Annotated in this window: 21 protein-coding genes and 1 tRNA gene; 8 read left to right on the top strand and 14 right to left on the bottom strand. The window is 72.4% G+C overall.

Annotation, left to right across the window (positions count from 1 at the left end):
* Positions 1-80 precede the first annotated feature (80 nt).
* Complete coding sequence (locus tag ACL06G_RS19165) at positions 81-308, top strand: hypothetical protein (RefSeq protein ID WP_412787449.1); 228 nt, start codon at positions 81-83, stop codon at positions 306-308.
* Positions 309-312: 4 nt separating this feature from the next.
* Here ACL06G_RS19165 and ACL06G_RS19160 read toward each other — a convergent pair whose 3' ends face one another.
* Positions 313-1,209 carry an oxygenase MpaB family protein gene (locus ACL06G_RS19160; protein ID WP_412836394.1) on the bottom strand — a complete coding sequence of 299 codons (897 nt, stop codon included), beginning with the start codon at positions 1,207-1,209 and terminating at the stop codon, positions 313-315.
* Between the two features lie 116 nt (positions 1,210-1,325).
* Here ACL06G_RS19160 and ACL06G_RS19155 point away from each other — a divergent pair, with 116 nt between their 5' ends.
* Positions 1,326-2,144: a MerR family transcriptional regulator gene (locus ACL06G_RS19155; protein WP_412787447.1), complete on the top strand. Its 819-nt coding sequence runs from the start codon at positions 1,326-1,328 to the stop codon at positions 2,142-2,144.
* Between the two features lie 15 nt (positions 2,145-2,159).
* On the opposite strand, the gene ACL06G_RS19150 is transcribed toward ACL06G_RS19155, so the two are convergent.
* The 11 genes from ACL06G_RS19150 to ACL06G_RS19100 form a co-directional block, all read right to left on the bottom strand.
* The gene (locus tag ACL06G_RS19150; protein WP_412787446.1) at positions 2,160-4,352 is read right to left on the bottom strand and encodes a 3-hydroxyacyl-CoA dehydrogenase NAD-binding domain-containing protein; all 2,193 of its coding nucleotides are present in this window, start codon (positions 4,350-4,352) and stop codon (positions 2,160-2,162) included.
* Positions 4,353-4,433: 81 nt separating this feature from the next.
* The gene (locus ACL06G_RS19145; RefSeq protein ID WP_412787445.1) at positions 4,434-5,648 is read right to left on the bottom strand and encodes an acetyl-CoA C-acetyltransferase; all 1,215 of its coding nucleotides are present in this window, start codon (positions 5,646-5,648) and stop codon (positions 4,434-4,436) included.
* A 45-nt stretch (positions 5,649-5,693) separates the two neighbouring features.
* Positions 5,694-6,836 carry an acyl-CoA dehydrogenase family protein gene (locus tag ACL06G_RS19140; RefSeq protein ID WP_412787444.1) on the bottom strand — a complete coding sequence of 381 codons (1,143 nt, stop codon included), beginning with the start codon at positions 6,834-6,836 and terminating at the stop codon, positions 5,694-5,696.
* Positions 6,836-8,008, bottom strand: a complete 1,173-nt coding sequence (locus ACL06G_RS19135) for a CaiB/BaiF CoA transferase family protein (RefSeq protein ID WP_412836393.1) — start codon at positions 8,006-8,008, stop codon at positions 6,836-6,838. The genes ACL06G_RS19140 and ACL06G_RS19135 overlap by 1 nt, the downstream gene beginning before the upstream one ends.
* Positions 8,009-8,183: 175 nt before the next feature.
* On the bottom strand, positions 8,184-9,026 hold the full coding sequence (locus ACL06G_RS19130) for a S1 family peptidase (protein ID WP_412787451.1): 843 nt from the start codon (positions 9,024-9,026) through the stop codon (positions 8,184-8,186).
* 443 nt (positions 9,027-9,469) lie between these two features.
* Complete coding sequence (locus tag ACL06G_RS19125) at positions 9,470-10,099, bottom strand: GAP family protein (protein ID WP_412787442.1); 630 nt, start codon at positions 10,097-10,099, stop codon at positions 9,470-9,472.
* A 29-nt stretch (positions 10,100-10,128) separates the two neighbouring features.
* Positions 10,129-10,545 carry an SHOCT domain-containing protein gene (locus tag ACL06G_RS19120; protein WP_412787441.1) on the bottom strand — a complete coding sequence of 139 codons (417 nt, stop codon included), beginning with the start codon at positions 10,543-10,545 and terminating at the stop codon, positions 10,129-10,131.
* A 266-nt stretch (positions 10,546-10,811) separates the two neighbouring features.
* Positions 10,812-11,924: a WD40/YVTN/BNR-like repeat-containing protein gene (locus ACL06G_RS19115; protein WP_412787440.1), complete on the bottom strand. Its 1,113-nt coding sequence runs from the start codon at positions 11,922-11,924 to the stop codon at positions 10,812-10,814.
* A 92-nt stretch (positions 11,925-12,016) separates the two neighbouring features.
* Entirely contained in the window at positions 12,017-12,406 is a 390-nt protein-coding gene (locus ACL06G_RS19110) for a hypothetical protein (protein WP_412836392.1), read from the bottom strand.
* On the bottom strand, positions 12,403-13,371 hold the full coding sequence (locus ACL06G_RS19105) for a lysophospholipid acyltransferase family protein (RefSeq protein ID WP_412836391.1): 969 nt from the start codon (positions 13,369-13,371) through the stop codon (positions 12,403-12,405). The genes ACL06G_RS19110 and ACL06G_RS19105 overlap by 4 nt, the downstream gene beginning before the upstream one ends.
* Positions 13,368-14,132, bottom strand: coding sequence for a GNAT family N-acetyltransferase (locus ACL06G_RS19100; protein WP_412836390.1), 765 nt, complete (start codon positions 14,130-14,132; stop codon positions 13,368-13,370). Before ACL06G_RS19100 ends, ACL06G_RS19105 begins: the two co-directional genes overlap by 4 nt.
* Before the next feature lie 206 nt (positions 14,133-14,338).
* Between ACL06G_RS19100 and ACL06G_RS19095 the strand changes: the two genes are divergently transcribed.
* The 5 genes from ACL06G_RS19095 to ACL06G_RS19075 all read left to right on the top strand — a co-directional run bounded on the left by ACL06G_RS19095 (position 14,339) and on the right by ACL06G_RS19075 (position 16,990).
* Entirely contained in the window at positions 14,339-14,764 is a 426-nt protein-coding gene (locus ACL06G_RS19095; RefSeq protein ID WP_412787436.1) for an OsmC family protein, read from the top strand.
* A gap of 54 nt (positions 14,765-14,818) precedes the next feature.
* Positions 14,819-15,712 carry an Fpg/Nei family DNA glycosylase gene (locus ACL06G_RS19090; protein WP_412836389.1) on the top strand — a complete coding sequence of 298 codons (894 nt, stop codon included), beginning with the start codon at positions 14,819-14,821 and terminating at the stop codon, positions 15,710-15,712.
* Between the two features lie 122 nt (positions 15,713-15,834).
* Positions 15,835-15,978 carry a hypothetical protein gene (locus ACL06G_RS19085; RefSeq protein WP_412787434.1) on the top strand — a complete coding sequence of 48 codons (144 nt, stop codon included), beginning with the start codon at positions 15,835-15,837 and terminating at the stop codon, positions 15,976-15,978.
* A complete protein-coding gene (locus ACL06G_RS19080; protein WP_412787433.1) occupies positions 15,975-16,547 on the top strand; it encodes a PRC-barrel domain-containing protein in 573 nt (190 codons plus the stop codon). Before ACL06G_RS19085 ends, ACL06G_RS19080 begins: the two co-directional genes overlap by 4 nt.
* Positions 16,547-16,990, top strand: coding sequence for a PRC-barrel domain-containing protein (locus tag ACL06G_RS19075; protein WP_412787432.1), 444 nt, complete (start codon positions 16,547-16,549; stop codon positions 16,988-16,990). Before ACL06G_RS19080 ends, ACL06G_RS19075 begins: the two co-directional genes overlap by 1 nt.
* A 12-nt stretch (positions 16,991-17,002) precedes the next feature.
* On the opposite strand, the gene ACL06G_RS19070 is transcribed toward ACL06G_RS19075, so the two are convergent.
* Positions 17,003-17,380 carry a DoxX-related protein gene (locus ACL06G_RS19070; RefSeq protein WP_412787431.1) on the bottom strand — a complete coding sequence of 126 codons (378 nt, stop codon included), beginning with the start codon at positions 17,378-17,380 and terminating at the stop codon, positions 17,003-17,005.
* A 157-nt stretch (positions 17,381-17,537) separates the two neighbouring features.
* Positions 17,538-17,612, bottom strand: a tRNA-Trp gene (locus tag ACL06G_RS19065).
* 175 nt (positions 17,613-17,787) lie between these two features.
* Between ACL06G_RS19065 and ACL06G_RS19060 the strand changes: the two genes are divergently transcribed.
* The gene (locus tag ACL06G_RS19060; RefSeq protein WP_412787430.1) at positions 17,788-18,864 is read left to right on the top strand and encodes a protein kinase family protein; all 1,077 of its coding nucleotides are present in this window, start codon (positions 17,788-17,790) and stop codon (positions 18,862-18,864) included.
* Positions 18,865-18,902: the final 38 nt, after the last annotated feature.

The following is an 18,902-nucleotide window of genomic DNA, read 5'->3' as shown; positions in this document are numbered from 1 at the left end:
CCCCCCCCCCCCCGCCCGGGGGGGGGGGGGGGGGGGGGGGGGCCCGGGGGGGGGCCCCCCCCCCCCCCCACGCCGAGGAGGTGTCGGGCCAGCGACTGACCGGGCTGTTCGACACCTGGCTGTTCACGCCCTCCAAGCCGGCGGTCGGCCCGAACGGCGAACGCGGCGCAGCAGCCGAGGCCTCCTCGCCCCGGGCGGAGCGCGGGGCCGAAGAGACGCTGCCGGTCGAACCGCCGTCCTGGCGGAAGATCCAGCGTTCCCACGAGGGCGGTCACGGCCGTTCCGCGGCGCGGTCCTCGGACGGCTGATCCGTCACGCGGCGTACGTGCCCGCGCGGTGCTCCGCGCGGGCACGGCGCGCTGCGGGGAAGTAGCGCAGCCGCTCGGGGAGCACCGCCGCCACGCCGCGCACCAGGAGTCCGAACCGGCGGAGCCGCCGTTCCTGCCGCGGACTCCAGGGCAGCGCCAGGGCGTCCCTGGCCTCCGGGGGCATCAGTCCGAGAGTGACGAACCTGCGCAGCCGCAGGAAGGGCGGCCGCAGCACCGGCCACAGCGCCCGCAGCAGCGTCCGCACCACCCGGGGACCGGCCTCGGGCGGAGGCACCGGCGCGGTGACGGAGAGGAGTTCGCGCAGTACGGGAGTGGGCTCCACCCGTTCGGCCAGCATGCGCCGGTAGTAGGGCCGGAAGGCGTCGACGGACCGGGGCATGTCGGCGTCCCGGATCCCCAGCACCCGCCCGACCTGGAGCCACTCGGCATACAGCCGGTGCTCCCGCGCGGAAGTGAGCGGTCGGCCGAGGTAGCGCTGTCCGTGCCGCATGACGGGGAAGCCGGTCGCATGCACCCAGGCATAGGTCTCCGGATCGAGCGCACGGTAGGGGTTGCCGTGGGTGTCGGTGCCGCGGATGTGCGCGTGCCGCGCCCGCAGGCGCCGGCCCTCCTCCCGGGCCCGGTCGCCGCCGTAGACCCACAGCAGCAGGCTCGTCAGCGACCGCTCTGCCCGGCCCCAGGGGTCCGTGCGGAACACGGAGTGATCGGCGACGCCCGCACCGACGGCCGGGTGGGCGACCTGGAGGGCGAGCGCCGCGGGCAGCGTGAGGAGGGTGCGGAAATCGCCCACGATCTCCCACAGCTCACCGCCCGGCGGCGGTGGCCCGGGGGCCGGGCCCACCGTAGCGGCAGGAGGGGGCGTCGCTGAGTCCCGGTGCACGCCTCCATGGTGCCTGCTCGTCCGGGTGTCTGCATGCTTTTACAGCGTTGCTGAGACAGTCATACTGTTCCGTGACAGGGACGAGGGCGGACTGTTGGACGGGAGAGGCGTCGGTGATGGAGGAATACCCGCGGAGTCCGGGCGCGGCACCGGCCACGGCGTCCCCGACCGACTGGCTGACCGTCGACGAGCTTGCGGCCCGCGCGGGAGTCACCGTGCGGACCGTCCGGTTCTACAGCACCAAGGGCCTGCTGCCACCCCCGGTCATCGGGCCGCGCCGGGTCGGCCGGTACGGACCGGACCACCTCTCGCGGCTCGCGCTCATCGAGGAGTTGCAGGCCCAGGGCATGACACTGTCCGCGATCGAGCGCTATCTCGAGCAGCTGCCCGAGGACATCAGCCCGCACGAACTGGCTCTCCACCGGGCGATGGTGGCGTCGTGGATGCCGGAGACGGTCGAGGAGGCCCCCCGGGAGCAGCTGGAGAGCCGTGCGGGCCGGGAACTGACCGAGGAGGACCTGAGCCGGCTGGAGGCGCTGGGGGTTCTGGAACGGACCGGGGATCCCGCGGTGCTCCTCGTGGACCCAGGAACGATCCACCTCGGCCTCCGGCTGCTCGACGTACCCATCTCGCCGCGGGCGATCCTGGCCGCGCGGGACGTGATGCTCGAGCACACCCGTGCCGCCGCGCGGGAGCTGAGCACGCTGTTCCGTGACGAGGTGTGGCAGCCCCGCCCCGACGGCGGCACGGATCCCGAGCAGCTCGCGCGGATGAAGTCGCTGTCGGCGACCATGCAGCCGATGGTGGTGCAGGCGCTGGTGACCGCGTTCCAGCGGTCGATGAAGGAGGAGCTGCGTAGGGTGTTCCCCGCCGCGGAACCGGCCCGGGGGGCCGTGTCCCGCCCTCCGGGGACCGGCGGGCGGGACACGGGGTGACCTGTTCGGGCGAGGTCAGCCGACCCGGTCGGCGAAGGTCTCCCCCCGTTCCGCCTTCTCGGCCAGCAGCTTCGGCACGGCGAACCGCTCACCGTGCCGGGCCTCCAGTTCGCGGGCCCGCGCCACGAATCCCGGCAGGCCTCCCGCGTACTGGTTGATGTACTGCACCACGCCACCGGTCCACGGCGGGAAGCCGATGCCCATGATGGAGCCGATGTTGGCGTCGGCGACGGAGGTCAGGACGCCTTCCTCGAAGAGCCGGACGGTGTCCAGGGCCTCAACGAACAGCATGCGTTCCTGGAGTTCGACCAGGTCGACGTCGCTGCCCTCCCGTTCCCCCGCGCCGAAGTGCTCGCGCAGGCCCGGCCAGAGGCGGGTGCGCGCACCGCTCTCGTCGTAGTCGTAGAAGCCGCCGCCGCCGCTGCGTCCGGTGCGTCCGAACTCGTCCACCATGCGATCGATGACGGCGTCCGCGGGGTGGTCGGACAGGGACCTTCCCTCCGCCTCGAGGGCCCTGCGGGTCTCGCGCCGGATCCGGCGCGGAAGGGTGAGGGTGAGTTCGTCCATCAGGGACAGCACCTTGGCGGGGTATCCGGCCTGCGCCGCGGCCTGCTCGACGGTGGCGGCGCCGATGCCCTCGGCAAGCATCGCCACGCCCTCGGTGATGAAGTGGCCGATGACCCGCGAGGTGAAGAACCCGCGGGAGTCGTTGACGACGATGGGCGTCTTGTCGATCTGCCGCACCAGGTCGAACGCGCGGGCCAGGGCCGTCTCCCCGGTCCGGGTGCCGTTGACGATCTCCACCAGCGGCATCCTGTCGACCGGTGAGAAGAAGTGCAGGCCGACGAAGTCCTCCTGCCGCCCCACCCCTTCGGCCAGCGAGCTGATGGGAAGGGTGGAGGTGTTGGAGCAGAGCAGCGCGTCGGGGGCGACGACGTCCTCGATCTCCTGGAACACCTTGTGCTTCAGCGCCGGGTCCTCGAAGACGGCCTCGATCACGGCGTCGCAGCCGGCCAGGTCCGCCGGCTCGGCGGTGGGGGTGATGCGGGCGAGCAGCGCGTCCCGTCGCTCCCGCGTGGTGCGGCCGCGGGAGAGCGCCTTGTCCTGGAGCTTCTCCGAGTAGGCCTTGCCCTTCTCTGCCGCCTCCTGCGAGACGTCCTTGAGGACGACCTCGATACCGGCCTTCGCGCAGGAGTAGGCGATACCGGCGCCCATCATGCCGGCGCCGAGCACGGCGACCCTGCGGACCGTGCGTTCCTCGACGCCCTGCGGGCGACTGCGGCCGGCATTGACCGCCTGGAGGTCGAAGAAGAAGGCCTGGGTCATGTTCTTCGCGATCTGCCCGGTGACGAGCTCCACGAAGTAGCGGGCCTCGATGACCTGCGCGGTCTCGAAGTCGACCTGGGCGCCCTCGACCGCGGCGGCGAGAATGTTGCGCTGCGCGGGGTAGGGGGCGCCCGCGGTCTCCTTCCGCAGGTTCGCGGGGAAGGCGGGGAGGTTCGCGGCGAACTTGGGATGGGCGGGAGTACCGCCGGGAATCCTGTGGCCGGGTTCGTCCCAGGGCTGGCGCGAGGTGGGGTGAGCGTCGATGAAGGCGCGGGCGGACGCCAGCATCTCCTCCTCGGTGCCGACCACCTCGTGCACCAGGCCGACGTCCCGTGCCCCGGCCGGGCGGTGCTGCTGTCCCTGGAGGAGCACGTTCAGCAGCGCGTCGGTGATTCCGAGCAGCCGGACGGTGCGGACCACGCCACCGCCTCCGGGGAGCAGTCCGAGCGTGGATTCGGGGCAGCCGATCTTCGACCCTCTCGTGTCGAGGGCGACACGGTGGTGGCAGGCGAGTGCGATCTCGAGCCCGCCGCCGAGGGCGCTGCCGTTGATCGCCGCGACGACGGGTTTGCCGAGTGTCTCGATGCGGCGCAGGTTCCGTTTGACGGCCATGCCGGTCTCGAAGATGCGCTCGGCGTCCTCGGGGCGCGCCCGGACGAGGTCGCGCAGGTCGCCCCCGGCGAAGAAGGTCTTCTTGGCGGAGGTGACGATCACGCCGCGTACGGAGTCCTTCTCGGCCTCCAGCCGGTCGGCGATCGTGGCGAGCGAGGCCGTGAACGCCTCGTTCATGGTGTTGGCGGACTGGCCGGGATCGTCCAGGACGAGCGTCACGACACCGGTGTCGTCCTGTTCCCAGCGGATGGTCTGAGCGACGTCAGGCATGCGGGGTGTTCTCCGAGGTGTGGGTGGGTCCGGGTGCGGGCCGTTCGGGCTCCGACGGAGCGGCCGGGGCGGGACGGGGCGTCAGAGCCGTTCGACGACGGTCGCCGTGCCCATGCCGCCGCCGACGCAGAGCGTGGCGAGTCCGTAGCGCTGGTCGCGTCGTTCGAGCTCGTCGACCAGGGTCCCGAGGATCATCGCGCCGGTGGCGCCCAGCGGGTGGCCCATCGCGATCGCACCGCCGTTGACGTTGACCCGGTCCAGCGACAGGCCCATGTCCCGCACGAACCGCAGGACGACGGCGGCGAAGGCCTCGTTGATCTCGACGAGGTCGATGTCGTCGATGGTGAGTCCGGCCTTCGCCAGTGCCTTCCGCGAAGCGGGCGCCGGGCCGGTCAGCATCACCGTCGGATCGGCGCCGGAGACGGCAGCCGAGACGATGCGGGCCCGGGGCCGGAGCCCGTACCGCTCCCCCACTTCCCGGTTGCCGACTGCGACGAGCGCCGAACCGTCGACGATGCCCGAGGAGTTGCCGGCGTGGTGCACGTGGTCGATGGCCTCGACCCAGTGGTACTTCTGGAGCGCGACCGCGTCGAACCCGCCCTGGTCCCCGATCGTGGCGAAGGAGGGCTTGAGGCCCGCCAGCGTGTCGGCGGTGGTGCCGGGCCTGATGTGCTCGTCCCGGTCGAGGACGACCAGGCCGTTCCGGTCGGTGACCGGGATGATCGAGTTCTCGAACCGGCCCTCCTTCCAGGCGTCGACGGCCCGCTCCTGCGAGAGTGCCGCGAACTCGTCGACGTCTCGCCGGCTGAACCCCTCCAGGGTGGCGATGAGGTCCGCCCCGACGCCCTGGGGCACGAAACCGGTCTCGTAACTGGTCATGGGGTCCATCGCCCAGGCGCCGCCGTCGGTGCCCAGCGGCACGCGCGACATGGACTCCACGCCTCCCGCGAGGATCAGGTCCTCCCACCCGGACCGCACCTTGGCGGCCGCGAGGTTGACGGCCTCCAGTCCCGAGGCGCAGAAGCGGTTCTCCTGCACTCCGGCGACGGTGTCCGGGAGGCCGGCCGCCAGGGCGGCGATCTTCGCGATGTCGGACCCCTGGTCCCCGATGGGGCCGACGACTCCGAGAACGATGTCGTCGATCGCGGCCGGGTCCAGGTCGGGGTTGCGGCGCCGCAGTTCGTGGATGAGGCCGACGACGAGGTCGATGGGTTTGGTGCCGTGCAGGGCGCCGTTCGCCTTGCCGCGGCCGCGCGGGGTGCGGATCGCGTCGTAGACGTACGCTTCGGTGCTCAAGGTCAGCAGCCTTTCGTGGTGCTTCCGTAAGGTCCGGGAAGGGATTCAGTCCAGGAGGGAGCGGCCGATGATCTCCTTCATGATCTCGGTGGTGCCTCCGTAGATGGTCTGGACGCGCGCATCGGTGTACGCCCGCGCGATGGGGTATTCGCTCATGTAGCCGTAGCCGCCGTGCAACTGGAGGCAGCGGTCGGTGACGCGTTTCTGCAGTTCGGTGGCCCACCACTTGGCCATCGAGGCGTGTGCCGCGTCCAGGGCGCCCTCGGTGTGGTCCGCGATGCACCGGTCGAGGAAGGCTCGTGTCACAGCGCACTCCGTCGCCATCTCCGCGATCTCGAACCGCACGTGCTGCAGCTTCGCCAGCGGTCGCCCGAACGCCTGCCGCTCCGTCACGTACTGCCTGGTCAGGTCGAGTACGTGCTCGGCGGCCGCGGCGGCGGACACCGCGATGGTCATGCGTTCCTGGGCCAGGTTGGTCATCAGGTGCAGGAAGGCACCGTTCTCCTCGCCGAGCAGGTTCGCCTTGGGCACCTTCACGTCCCTGAAGAAGAGCTCGGCGGTGTCCTGCGACTTCTGACCGACCTTCTCGAGGTTGCGGCCACGCTCGAATCCCTCCGCGCCCCGCTCGACGACGAGCAGGCTCAGGCCCTTCGATCCGCCCTCGGGGGTGGTCTTCGCGACGACGATCACGAGGTCGGCCAGGATGCCGTTGGAGATGAAGGTCTTTGCGCCGTTCAGGAGCCAGTGGTCGCCGCGATCCTCGGCGGCGGTGCGGATGCCCTGCAGGTCGGACCCGGCACCGGGTTCCGTCATGGCGATGGCGCTGATCGTCTCGCCGCTGCAGAAGCCCGGGAGCCAGCGCCGTTTCTGCTCCTCGGTGGCGAGCGAGGTCAGATAGGGGCCTATCACGTCGTTGTGCAGGCCGATGGCGAGTCCGGGCGCGGCGGCCCGGGCGAACTCCTCGGCCAGGACGGCGGCGTACCGGAAGTCCGGCTCCCCGCCGCCGCCGTACTCCTCCGGTACGGCGATGCCGAGGAGTCCCTGCCGCCCGGCCGCGCGCCACGCGTCCCTCGGGACGATGCCGTCCCGTTCCCACTGGGCGTAGCGGGGCTCCACCTCCTTGGCGAGGAAGGTGCGCACGGTCCGCCGGAACGCCTCGTGGTCGGGACCGAAGAGGTGTCGCTGCATCAGGGGGTCGCTTCCTTGTCGAGGGCCAGGAGGTCCGGGAGCTCCCAGTCCCGGGCCACTTCGGCGGTGTGCGCACCCGGCAGGGCGGGCGGGGTGCGCACCGCCCCGGGCGTGGCCGAGAACCGGGGCGCGGGAGCCGGCTGGGTCCGTCCGTCCAGCTCGAGGAACGTCCCGCGGGCGGCGAGGTGCGGATGCCGGGGGGCTTCGGCGAGCGACAGCACGGGCGCGACGCAGGCGTCGGAGCCGTCGAACACCTCGGTCCACTCGTCCCTGGTGCGGAGGCGGAAGCGGGCGGCGATGCGTTCCCGCAGCGCGGTCCAGTTCGCCGGGTCGTCCCGGGACGGCAGGGTGGTGTCCTCGCCGAGGCCGAGCAGCCGGAGGAACTCCTCGTAGAACGAGGGTTCGAGGGCGCCGACCGCCATGTGGCCCCCGTCGGCCGTGTCGTAGGTGTCGTAGAACGGCGCGCCGCCGTCCAGCAGGTTGACTCCGCGCCGGTCCTGCCAGGCTCCGGCCGCGAGCATGCCGTGGATCATGGACGTCAGGTGGCTCGCGCCGTCCACGACGGCGGCATCGACGACCTGCCCGGTGCCGCCGGGAGAGCGGGCGTGGTGCAGGGCCGCGAGCAGACCGACCACGAGGTAGAGCGATCCGCCGGCGTAGTCCCCCAGCAGGTTCGCCGGGGCGTACGGCGGACCTCCCGCCGGGCCCGCGAGCCCGAGGGCTCCGGAGACGGCGATGTACCCGAGGTCGTGCCCGGCGCGAGACGCGAGAGGCCCCTGCTGTCCCCAGCCGGTCATGCGTCCGTAGACGAGCCGGGGGTTGCGGGCCCGGCAGGCGTCGGGCCCGATGCCGAGGCGTTCGGTGACACCGGGCCGGTTCCCCTCGATGAGGATGTCGGCGCGTTCGACGAGGGCGAGCGCGGCCTGAAGACCGTCGTGCGTCTTCAGGTCCAGGACGACGGAGCGCTTGTTGCGGTTCGTCAGATCCTGCGCCGGGTCGATGCCCAGGGCGCTCCCTCCCGGACGGTCGACGCGGACGACGTCCGCCCCCAGGTCCGCGAGGAGCATGGCGGCGAACGGCCCGGGGCCGATCCCGACCAGTTCCACCACGCGGACCCCCTGGAGCGGGCCGCGTCCGTCCGCGGGCCCCGTCGCGTCGTGCTCCGCAGCCATCGAGCCCCCAGCCCGTCCGCGACCCGCGCGGCACCCGAGTCGGTCACTTGTGTGACACCAGTGATGTCACACCAGTGATGCTAAGCACCCGCTCGGTACCGCACAAGCCCCGCAGACACGACGAAAGGCGGGCCGCCCGAAGGCGGCCCGCCAGGGATCGTTCACGTGGAACGGATCAGAAGACGTCCACACCGTAGGCGTTCAGGGCCTCGGTGACGGGCTGGAAGAACGTGGTCCCGCCCGAGGAGCAGTTGCCGCTGCCGCCCGAGGTGAGGCCGAGGGCGGTGCTGCCGGCGAACAGAGCGCCGCCGCTGTCACCGGGCTCGGCGCAGACGTTGGTCTGGATCATGCCGTAGACGATGCCGTCGGCGCCGTAGTTCACCGTGGCGTTCAGACCGGTGACGGTGCCGCCGTGCACACCGGTGGTGCTGCCGCTGCGCTGGACGGACTGGCCGACGTAGGCGCTGCCGGCGGAGGTGATGTCCTGGTAGCCGCCGTTGTAGAGGTAGACACGGCCGTCCGCGGCACTCGGGTTGGAGTGCTGGATGAGGCCGTAGTCGTTGCCCGGGAAGCTGCTGCCGACCGTGGTGCCTATCGACCAGGAGCTGCCGATGTTGGTGCAGTGACCGGCGGTGACGGCGTACTTGGTGCCGCTGCTGTCCTGCACGTTGAAGCCGAGGGAGCAGCGGGCGCCACCGGTGGTGATGGCCTCGCCGCCGGCGATCAGCTTGCTGAACGTGCCCTCGGTGCGGTTGATCTCGAGCGCGGAGTCGGTCTTGACCGACTTCTTGATCTTCGCGATCTCCGCCTTGCTCACCGTCTCGTCGATCGTGACGACGACCTTGCCGGACTCGGCGTCGGTGTACCAGGCGGTACCGCCGATGTCCGCCTTCTCGACGGCGTTGTCCACCGCCGCCAGCTGGGCCTTGGTGGCCTGCGGGCCCTCAGCCGCCTCGGCGGCCGTCGCGGTGGGTGTGACGAGCGCGCCGACGGCCAGAAGTCCGGCGGCCACTGCCATGAAGCGCGCACGCCCTGCGAGTCTGCTGCTCACGGAATTCCTCCGATATGTGGGGGTACGGCCGTTGGGGGCGGCCGTGACCGCCGCAAGATTTGACATGCTTGCGCCAGCCGGTCCCCACCTTCACGTGATCCAGGTCTCGCTGACAAGGCATCGTTCCGGCCACCTCAGAATCGCCGGAGGATCCGTCCGTTTCCGGCGCAGGTGGGTCACATGCGCACCCTGCGGGGCCCATCCACGGCCGGTCGGCCCGTCGGGACGGGAGCAGCCGGGGCCGACACAAGGGTGCCGGTCGGAGCACCCCGGAGCGTCGAGGGAAGGACGCGGGGCCGTCGCACGGGCCGCCGGTCCGGAGCCGCGTCCGACATGCTGTTCCTGGACTCCCGAATGGCCGAGAACGGCCGTTTCGGAGCGAGCGTGGCCGGGACCGGGAAGCGCGCCTCTCAGAAGAGGATCAGCACCACGAAGAGCAGGCAGACGATGATGTTGATCAGCCAGCTGTGCGTACGCGCCCAGTCGCGGTAGCGCGGCAGGGCCTCGGTGTGGCGGCGTGCCAGGACGCGGGTCGCGAGCGGAACCGCCGCGACCGCGAGAGTCAGAGCCACGAACGGCAGCGCCTCGGCGAAGGACGAACCGCTCTGCTCCAGGTGGATCCCGACCGTCAGCATGATCATGATGTCGGACGGCATCAGCAGGATGACGAGCAGTCCGAGCGTGAGCGCGTCCCGAGGACTCGCCGTCATGAGTCGGTCCAGCCATCGCGGCGGCCTCGCCGTCTCGCGGGTCCGCCAGTTGTGCACGGCTGCCAGCAGGAGCAGGGCGACGAGCAGGTACTGGACGATCCGGCCGACGGAGCCGTTGTCGGAGGAGTTTCCCAGATCCACCGCACCGCCGAGCAGGCTCGCGAGGCCCAGTGCGGCCGCGGTCCCGGCCAACGTGGCGGCGAGGACGCCGGCCAGGAAGGCAAGGGACACGGCGATCGCCTTCTCCGAGGCCGCCAGAATGATCGCGGAGAGGATCTGCGGCCCCATCATCATGGTGATCGCGAGCGGCAGCACGGAGAGTCCGTCCACGATGCTCCTCCCTGTGAGGGGCGGGGAGGTCAGTGCAGGATCTTCTCCTTGGCTGCCGCGAACTCCTCGTCGGAGAGGTCGCCGCGCCTCCTGAGCTCCGCGAGCTCGGCCAACGTGTCCGCCTCGGACCCTCCCGTGCCGAGGGTCCGGCGCAGATAGGTGTTCATGGCCTCGGTCTGCGCCTCGGCATGGCGCTGTTCGCGCCGGCCCATGTCGCGGCCGCGGACGATCACGTAGACGAGCACACCGAGGAACGGCACCAGGACCAGCACGACGAGCCAGCCGCCCTTGGCCCAGCCGCTCAGATCGCGGTCGCGGAAGAGGTCCACGATCACCCGGAACAGCAGAATGAGCCACACCACCCAGAGGAAGACCCACATCACGGTCCAGAAGGCCCCGAGAACCGGATAGTCGTACGCCAGCGGGAAGTACGCGTCCGCACCCATGATCTCTCCTCCCTCGGTGGCGTCACCGAACGAGCGTCACGGTGGTCGACCCGCCCTGGCCCGCACGGGTGTCCCGACTTCGCCCTCCCATTATCGCCCGCCCGGGGGACACCGCAATCGAATGCGCCGGCCGCCGCAGGCCACCCTGCCGCGCGCAGTGCGCGGCGGCAGAGCGCGTCGCCGCTGGGGACCGCCGAGGCGGCGGTCCCCTCCTCCGGGGTCTCGGGTGTCGGGCGTCCACCGTGACGGCGGCGGCCGCCCGAGGGTCACCCGCCCAGGCGCGCGATCCGGCCGTCCTCGCCGGAAGCCCAGCAGGCGAAGTCGGCGGTGCAGTCGACGGTGTCGAACGAACCGGTGTCCACGGTGCGCCAGGAGCGCCCGCCGTCGAGCGTGAGGTCGGTTCCGGTCGGCCCGACGGCCAGGGCCGCGTACCGTGCGTGCGGCAGCCACGCGACGCCGGAGCGGTAGGCGGGGACGGGACGGGCGCTGACGGACCAGCTGGTCCCGCCGTCGCGGGTCACCGCGGAAGCTTCGGGGGAACTCTCCCCGAACCGGTAGTCGCCGCCGACGGCGAGGCCGTGGCTGCGGTCGCGGAACGCCAGACCGAAGACACCGCGCGCGGGAGCACCGGCGGGAACGGCCGCGTCGCGAGCCGTCCAGGTGCGGCCGCGGTCCGCGGAATGGTAGATCCGGGCGGTCGCGGCGCCGCCGCTCGCCATCCAGACGTCCTGGGGGCCGTTGCTGACGAGGCACTGTCCGCTGGCCGCGAAGTTGTACTCGTTCTCCTGGGCCGGGGGCATGCCGTCGTTCGGCAGGACCTCCCAGCTGCGGCCGCCGTCGTCGGTCGACAGGATGCGGAACCGACCGTCCACCGGGTCGCTGACGGCCAGTCCGTGCCGGCGGTCGAAGAAGGTCATGCAGTTGTAGAACGCCTCGGGGGTGGTGTTGCGGAACGTCTCCCTCCAGGTGCGGCCGCCGTCGTCGGTACGCAGCACCCGGGCGTCCTCGCCGGAGCCGATCGCGAGAACGACGGCGCTGCGTGCCCCGAAGGCCTCGATGTCGCGGAACTCCAGATCCGCTCCGGGTGAGGCGTCGTGCCAGGTGCGGCCGCCGTCGCGGGTGCGCAGGACCGTTCCGGCGCTCCCGGCGGCCCAGGCCGTGCGGCGGCCGACCGCGTCCAGGCCCCGCAGCCGGGCGTCGCTGCCGGTCTCCTTGAGGGACCAGACCTCGCCCGTTCCGCCTCCGTGGAGGACGGCACCGGTACCTGCAGAACCGTGCGGGCTGTCGGCGGCGGCGGTTCCCGTCCCGAGCAGCGCGATCGTCGCCGCGGCGCAGGCCGCGGCCGCCCCTGCCCGTCTCAGCTTCCCCTTGGCTGTCATGGCCACGGAACCTAGCGGACGCCGCGTGCGGGCGTCACGCCCCGGTGCGGCCCGTTGTGTCATGAGTGTGCGTCAGCTCCGGGGCTCGGGGCTCAGACGCCGGTCCCGGACAGCATGTGCTCGGCGAGAGCGACCGTGGCGAAACCGCAGGCGAGCACCGCCGTAGCCACCCGGGTCCGGCCACGCCGGCTCAGCACGATGGCGATGCCGGAGAGGACGAGGGCCAGCCCGTACCCGGCGACCGTCAGCAGGGACGGCGCGCTGCCGAGTCGGAGGACCAGGGCGAGGGCCACGGCAATCATCACGACGCCGGACACCACAGCCCGGACGCGGCGGGCCTGACGCGGCGTCATGCCGGCCCGAGGAGCTTCCTCGCCGTCCTCCGGAGCCTCTGCGTGCTCCGGGCCCTCCGGAGCCTCCGCGTGCTCCGGGCCTGGCACGGAAGCCGCGGAAGCCGCGGGGTCCGTGCCGGTGCGGGTCACGCCGGGGTCCTCGGCCGTGACCGGCGAGGCTCCTTCCCTCGCGGTGTCGTCGAACCGGTCGTCCCCGTGCGCCGCCATGGCAGATCCTCACCTTCCCCTTCCCCCGGCCACCTGCGGGGGCCGTCTGGAGTCGGGAGGTTACCGGTCGCCGACACCGCACGTGCGACCGCCCCGGCCAGGGCGGACCGGGAACGGTGCGTGCCGGCCGGTACGGCGGGCAGCAGCGTGACCTCGGCAGCCAGGCCGCGCGAGGCGATCACCCGCCGGAGCGAGGCGTGCAGGGTGTCCTCGCCGACGAAGGCCGCGACAGTGGTGGGTGCCTCGGCGCCCGCGCCGCGCTGCCGGTAGCGCACGGAGACCGGTTGGACCGGCACCGCCGCGTCGAGTGCCGCCTGGAAGACCGCGTTGCGGAACGGACCGTCCGATCTGCCACACCAGGTGCTGCCCTCGGGGAACGCCACCACGGTGGAGCCGGAGCGGAGCAGGTCGGCGATGGTCGCCACCGTCCCCGGCAGGGCGCGGAGTTTCTCCCGTTCCACGAAAAGGGTGCCGCCGTAGGTGGCGAGCCGCCCGAGCACCGGGTAGGCGGCGATCTCGGACTTGGCCAGCATCCGCCCCGGGCGCACGGCCGCGACAACCGCCACGTCCAGCCACGAGGTGTGGTTGCCGACCACCAGGGCCGCCCGGCGGAGCGCGCGCCCGCGGGTGCCCCCGACCCGCAGCCGCACCCCGACGGCGCGCAGCAGACCGCGGGTGAGCGTCCGGGCGGCTGCCGGCGCAGCACGCGTACCGCGCACGAACGGGGCAGCCAGGAGTGCGGTCGCCACCACGGCCGCGAGGGCCGTCCAGCGGGCCGCCTTCCGGGCGGGACCGACAGCCGGCGCGTCCGCGGGCAGGCAGGCGCGGACGGTGCAGGGAGAGGCGGGCAGCCAGGCGTGGCCGTCCGGGCGTCCGGCGGTGGTCATGCCGGGACGAGGGAGAGGAAGTGCCGCAGATACCGCGGGCTGGTCCGGCGGATGTCGAGCAGCACGTACAGGTCGGCCACACCGAAGTCGGGGTCGTGCGCAGGAGGGCCGCACACCCAGGCACCGAGGCGGAGGTAGCCGCGCAGCAGCGGGGGCAGTGCGGAGCGGGCCGCCGCCCGGCCCTCCTTCGGCGGCAGCCACGGCAGGTGTGGGCTCACCCGGTACTCCTCCGGTCCGAGGTGTCGTTCCCCCACCGTGCGCCAGACGGAGGCGGCCAGGTGGCCGCCGTCGGCGAGCGGCAGGGAGCAGCAGCCGGCGAGCCAACTGTGCCCGCGGTCGGTGAGGTAGCGGGCTATGCCTGCCCACATCAGTGAGATGACGGCGCCGTCGCGGTGGTCGGGGTGGACGCAGGAACGGCCGACCTCGACCATGTCCGACCGGAGCGGGGCCTGCGCGGTCAGGTCGAATTCGGTCTCGGCGTAGAGCCGTCCGACGATGCGGGCACGCTCCGGGGGCAGCAGGCGATACGTGCCGACGACCTGCCCGGTGTCCTGGTCGCGGACGAGCAGGTGGTCGCAGTGGGAGTCGAAGGAGTCGGTGTCGAGGCCCGGCTCCGGTCCGGTCAGCCGGGCACCGAGCTCGCCGGCGAAGACGTCGTGGCGCAGCCGCTGGGCCGCCCGCACGTCGTCCTCGTCGCGGGCGAGGGAGACGGTGTACCGGGTCGCTGTCGTGGTGGGGGCTTCCGGGGCGTTGAGTGTCATGCCTCGTTGATGACGGACCGGACTGGATTCGGAGTGACTCGCCGGGGGCACCGGGGTGTGGGGGCTCTGAACTCCCCCTACCTGCCCGATCTCCTGCGTGCCGCGCTCGACGGAATGTGCTCCGGCGCGGAGGATCGGTTCCGAAGGCGCTTGCGGCGGCTGTTCGCGGGCCCTCGGTGAACCGGAGACGAACGGAAGGACTCGACGTGGCCACCACACGTACCGCTCACACCGTCTGGACCGGTGCTCTGCAGGAGGGCGAGGGCACCGTGACCTTCGACTCCTCGGGGATCGCCTCGCAGCCGGTCTCCTGGCCGTCGCGCGCCGAGGAGGCGAACGGCCGGACGAGTCCCGAGGAGCTGATCGCGGGCGCCCACTCGAGCTGCTTCAGCATGGCGCTGTCGGCGGCGCTGGGCAAGGCCGGGACGCCGCCGACCCGTCTGACCACGCAGGCGGACGTGACGTTCCAGCCCGGCACGGGCATCACGGGCGTCCACCTGACGGTGGAGGGCGAGGTTCCGGGCATGGACGGGAACGCGTTCCAGGAGGCGGCGGAGGGCGCCAAGAAGAACTGCCCGGTGAGTCAGGCGCTGACGGGCACCGAGATCACCCTGACGGCCAAGCTGCTCTGACTCCGGGGGCGAGCAGGTCGGTGCCGGTCGGGGGCTGCAGTCGAGGAGGTCGTCGTGCCGGAGCTTCCCGAGGTCGAGGCGCTGCGCGGATTTCTCGCCGAGCGGCTGACCGGGCGCGTCGTCGCGCGTGCCGTGCCGCTGGCGGTGAGCGTCCTGAAGACCTACGACCCGCCGCTGGACGCGCTGCAGGGGCGCACCGTCACCGGTGCCGACCGGCACGGGAAGTTCCTCGACCTGGTCGCCGCAGCCGGGACCGGCGGCGACCGGGACTCCGAACCCCTGCATCTCGTGGTGCACCTGGCCCGGGCGGGGTGGCTGCGTTGGCGGGACAGCACGCCGTCCGCGCCTCCCCGCCCCGGCCGGGGACCGCTGGCACTGCGGCTCCTGCTCGCGGACGGTGACGACGGCTTCGACCTCACCGAGGCCGGTACCCGCAAGGGCCTCGCGGTCTACGTGGTGCGGGACCCGCAGGACGTGCCGGGCGTGGCGCGTCTCGGCCCGGACCCGCTCGCGCCGGATTTCACCCCGGAGGTGTTCGCGCGGCTGCTGCGAGGAGAGCGGCGGCGCATCAAGGGTCTGCTGCGCGACCAGGGCGTCGTCGCGGGCATCGGCAACGCCTACTCGGACGAGATCCTGCACGCTGCGGGCATGTCGCCGTTCCGGCTGGCCGCCGAGCTGTCCGAGCGGGACACGGAGCAGCTGTACCGGGCGCTGGTCGAGACGCTCGGGGACGCGGTCGAGCGGTCCCGCGGCCTGGCCGCTGGCGACCTGAAGTCCACCAAGCGGGTCGGGATGAGGGTGCACGGGCGGGCCGGGGAGCCGTGCCCGGTGTGCGGCGACACGGTGCGGGAGGTGTCCTTCAGCGACACGTCGCTGCAGTACTGCCCCACCTGCCAGACGGGTGGGAAGCCGCTGGCCGACCGCCGGACCTCCCGGTTCCTGAAGTAGCCGGTGCGGCGGTGCGGAGCCACCCGTCCGCGCCGTTGTCCCGCGTGGACAGCGCACCTGCCACGGCCGATCCTGGAGGAAGGCCGCCGGCTGGCGGCTGCGGTGGGAACGGAGGCGGTGCCGTGGACTGGTGGCTCTGGGTCGTGCTGATCCTGGTCGTCGTGGCCGTTCTCGCCGGCACGGCCGTGTGGGTGCAGGCACGTCGGCGCGCCGGCGGCGTGATCGCGGCCGGCCGCGGCGGGTCCGGCAGGAGGAGGCGGCGATGAGTCTGCTGCTGGCCGGTGAGCTGACGCAACGCCCGGTCGTCACGCTCGGCGGGGAGGACGTGGCGCAGGTCAAGGACACCGTCTTCGAGGGGCGGGCGGGCCGCGTCGCGGGGTTCACGCTGAGCGGGCGGGGCATGCTGTCCGGACCGAAGCGGAAGAGCCTTCCGTGGTCGGGCGTCCATGCGCTGGGCCCGGACGCGGTGATGATCGGCAGCGAGGACGTCTTCGAGGGGAAGGGCGACGTCGTGGCCCGGGGCGAGGCCCGCGAGGGCGACGTGCTGGGCGCGCGGGTGCTGACCGACGACGGGACGGACCTCGGCGAGGTCGTGGATGTGGTGCTGGACGTGGACGAGCGCGAGGCGCGGGCGGTGGGGTACGAGATCGCCTCGACTCCCGCGCTGGGGCGTCACGAGCGGCGCGTGTACCTGTCGCTGCCGGACACTCTCGCGGTCTCCGGCGAGGCCCTGGTCGTGCCCGCGCTCGCAGCCGAGTTCGTCGCGGAGGACCTGCCGGGGTTCGCCGAGACCGTGCGCGCGTTCCGTGACCGGTTGCGGAAGGAGGGGTCGTGATGCGGCTGACGGAGACGCTGGACCGGAAGGTCGTGGGCGTGGCGGACGCGACGTCGCTGGGAACGGTGTCGGGCTTCGTCGTGCATCCGCAGGAGCCGCGGCTGGCCGCGCTGCGTCTGCGGCGGTCCGGTGGGCGGAGCGCGGTGCTGGAGTGGAGCCGGGTCCGGGCGGTGGGGGCGGACGCGGTCATGGTGCGGCCTGCGGGCGACGAGGACGGCGAGTCGTTGGCCAAGGAGGCCGTGAAGCACGGCGAGGTGCTGGGCAAGCGGGTGCTGACGGAGACGGGCACCGAGATCGGCGAGGTGACGGACGCGGAGTTCGACCCGGAGTCCGGCGCGCTGCTGACCTTCGTGGTGGGCGGCGGTGCCGTGGCGGAGGAGACGGTCGGCGCCCGGCGCATGGTGGGACTGGGGTCGTACGCGCTGGTGCTCCGGGCCGGCTGACGGCGCCACGGTTCAGGAGGTCTGAGCGGCCTCCCGGCTCACCCGCAGCGCCCAGCGGACCAGCGGAACCTGCAACGGGAGGCGCGCCGCAGCCGCGGCGCGCAGCGGTGCGGGGCGGTCGCTCCAGTCCTTGGCCATCTGCACGTTCGCGGGGAAGACAGCCACGAAGAGGGCCGCGGCGGCGCGTGCGCCGTGGCGCCGGGTCCTCGGGTGGGCGACCGCGGCCGCCAGTGCGAGTTCCGCGGCACCGCTGACCAGGGTCCAGGTGCGCGGCGAGCCGGGCAGACCGCGGGGGACGATCGCGTCGAACGGCCGCGGGACGGCGAAATGCGCCGTCCCGGTCGCGGCGAGCAGTCCTGCGAGTCGGGCGGCGGATCGGTCGGGCGCCATGGCGTTCCCGTCTCCCTCGGGGTGCGGCGTGCGTAACGGCGCGACCCTACGGGATGTCCGGACCGGCAACAGGCGGCGTCCGCTCACCACGACGACGATCCCGAACCCGCTCGGGGCGGGTTCGGGATCGTTTCCGATGTCCTGCGACACCACAACGCAGGGGCGGCAGGATTCGAACCTACGACTCGCGGGTTTGGAGTCCGCTGCTCTGACCGGGCTGAGCTACGCCCCTCTGCTGGTGCGTCAGCCTGCCACGCTGTCCTCGCGGTGCGCACGAGGTTTCCGGTGGCGCGCCGCCGAACGACCCGAAGAGCCCAATCCGCGCACCTCGCCGGCTCCGGCCCGTAGTCTGAACTGCAGGGTGGAACACACGTCCTGACGGAGCCACGCAAGGGAGCACCCTCGGCATGTCGCACGCGGCACGACTGACGGCCCACGGTGCCGTCTCCACGTCCCTGGCGCTGTGCAGCGACCGCACCCTGAGCGAGCTCGTGGCCGGCGCGACACCGCTCGGTGCCGGCATCGGCGGGAAGGCGGGGCTGCTGGAAGTCGCCGGCACGCCGGTGTTCGTGAAGCGGCTGCCGCTCACGGACCTGGAACGGGAACCCCGGAACGTCCGGTCGACGGCGAACCTGTTCGGCCTGCCCGCCTTCTGCCAGTACGGCGTCGGCTCCATCGGCAGTCCGGGCTTCGGGGCCTGGAGGGAGCTGGCCGTGCACGTCATGACGACGAACTGGGTGCTCGCGGCGGAGTACCAGGGCTTCCCGCTGATGTACCACTGGAGAGTGCTGCCGGATACGACGCCGCTGCCCGCGGAGCTGGCCGACATCGAACGCGCCGTCGACTACTGGGGCGGCGTACAGTCGATGCGCGGGCGGCTCCGGGCTCTCCGGGAGTCCTCGGCGAGCGTCGCCGTCTTTCTGGAGCACATCCCGCAGAATTTGCACCATTGGCTGGGCACCCGGGTCGCAGCAGGTGACGACGCGGCCGACCGGGCGTGCGTCATGGTGGAGCGGGAACTCGCAGCCGCCACCTCGTTCATGAACAGCCGCGGACTCGTCCACTTCGACGCCCACTTCGAGAACATCCTGACCGACGGACGTCGTCTCTACTTCGCGGACTTCGGCCTCGCCTCCTCCTCGAGGTTCGAGCTGTCCCGGGCCGAGAGCGACTTCCTCGACCGGCATCGGACCTACGACCGGTGCTACACGGCCGCCCATCTGGTCAACTGGCTGGTCACCGCACTGTGCGGCTACCGCAGGGACGACCGGGAGGGCCGCCGCGCACAGGTGCGCGCCTACGCCGAGGGTGAGCGGCCGGCGGGAATTCCCGCGAAGGCCGCAGCGCTCATCTCCCGGCACGCACCGATGGCCGCCGTGATGTCGGAATTCCACCACGGATTCGAGAGCCGGAGCAGGCGCACCCCGTACCCGCTGGAGGAGGTCCACCGGCTCGGCGGTGTGCAACGCTCCTCCGTCCCGTGACGGACGGGCCCCGCACCGGCCGCCTCGATCACCCGGTC

The sequence above is a fragment of the Streptomyces callyspongiae genome, assembly GCF_047200695.1.
Lineage (GTDB): Bacteria > Actinomycetota > Actinomycetes > Streptomycetales > Streptomycetaceae > Streptomyces.
This window is presented reverse-complemented; position numbering and strand designations above follow the sequence as displayed.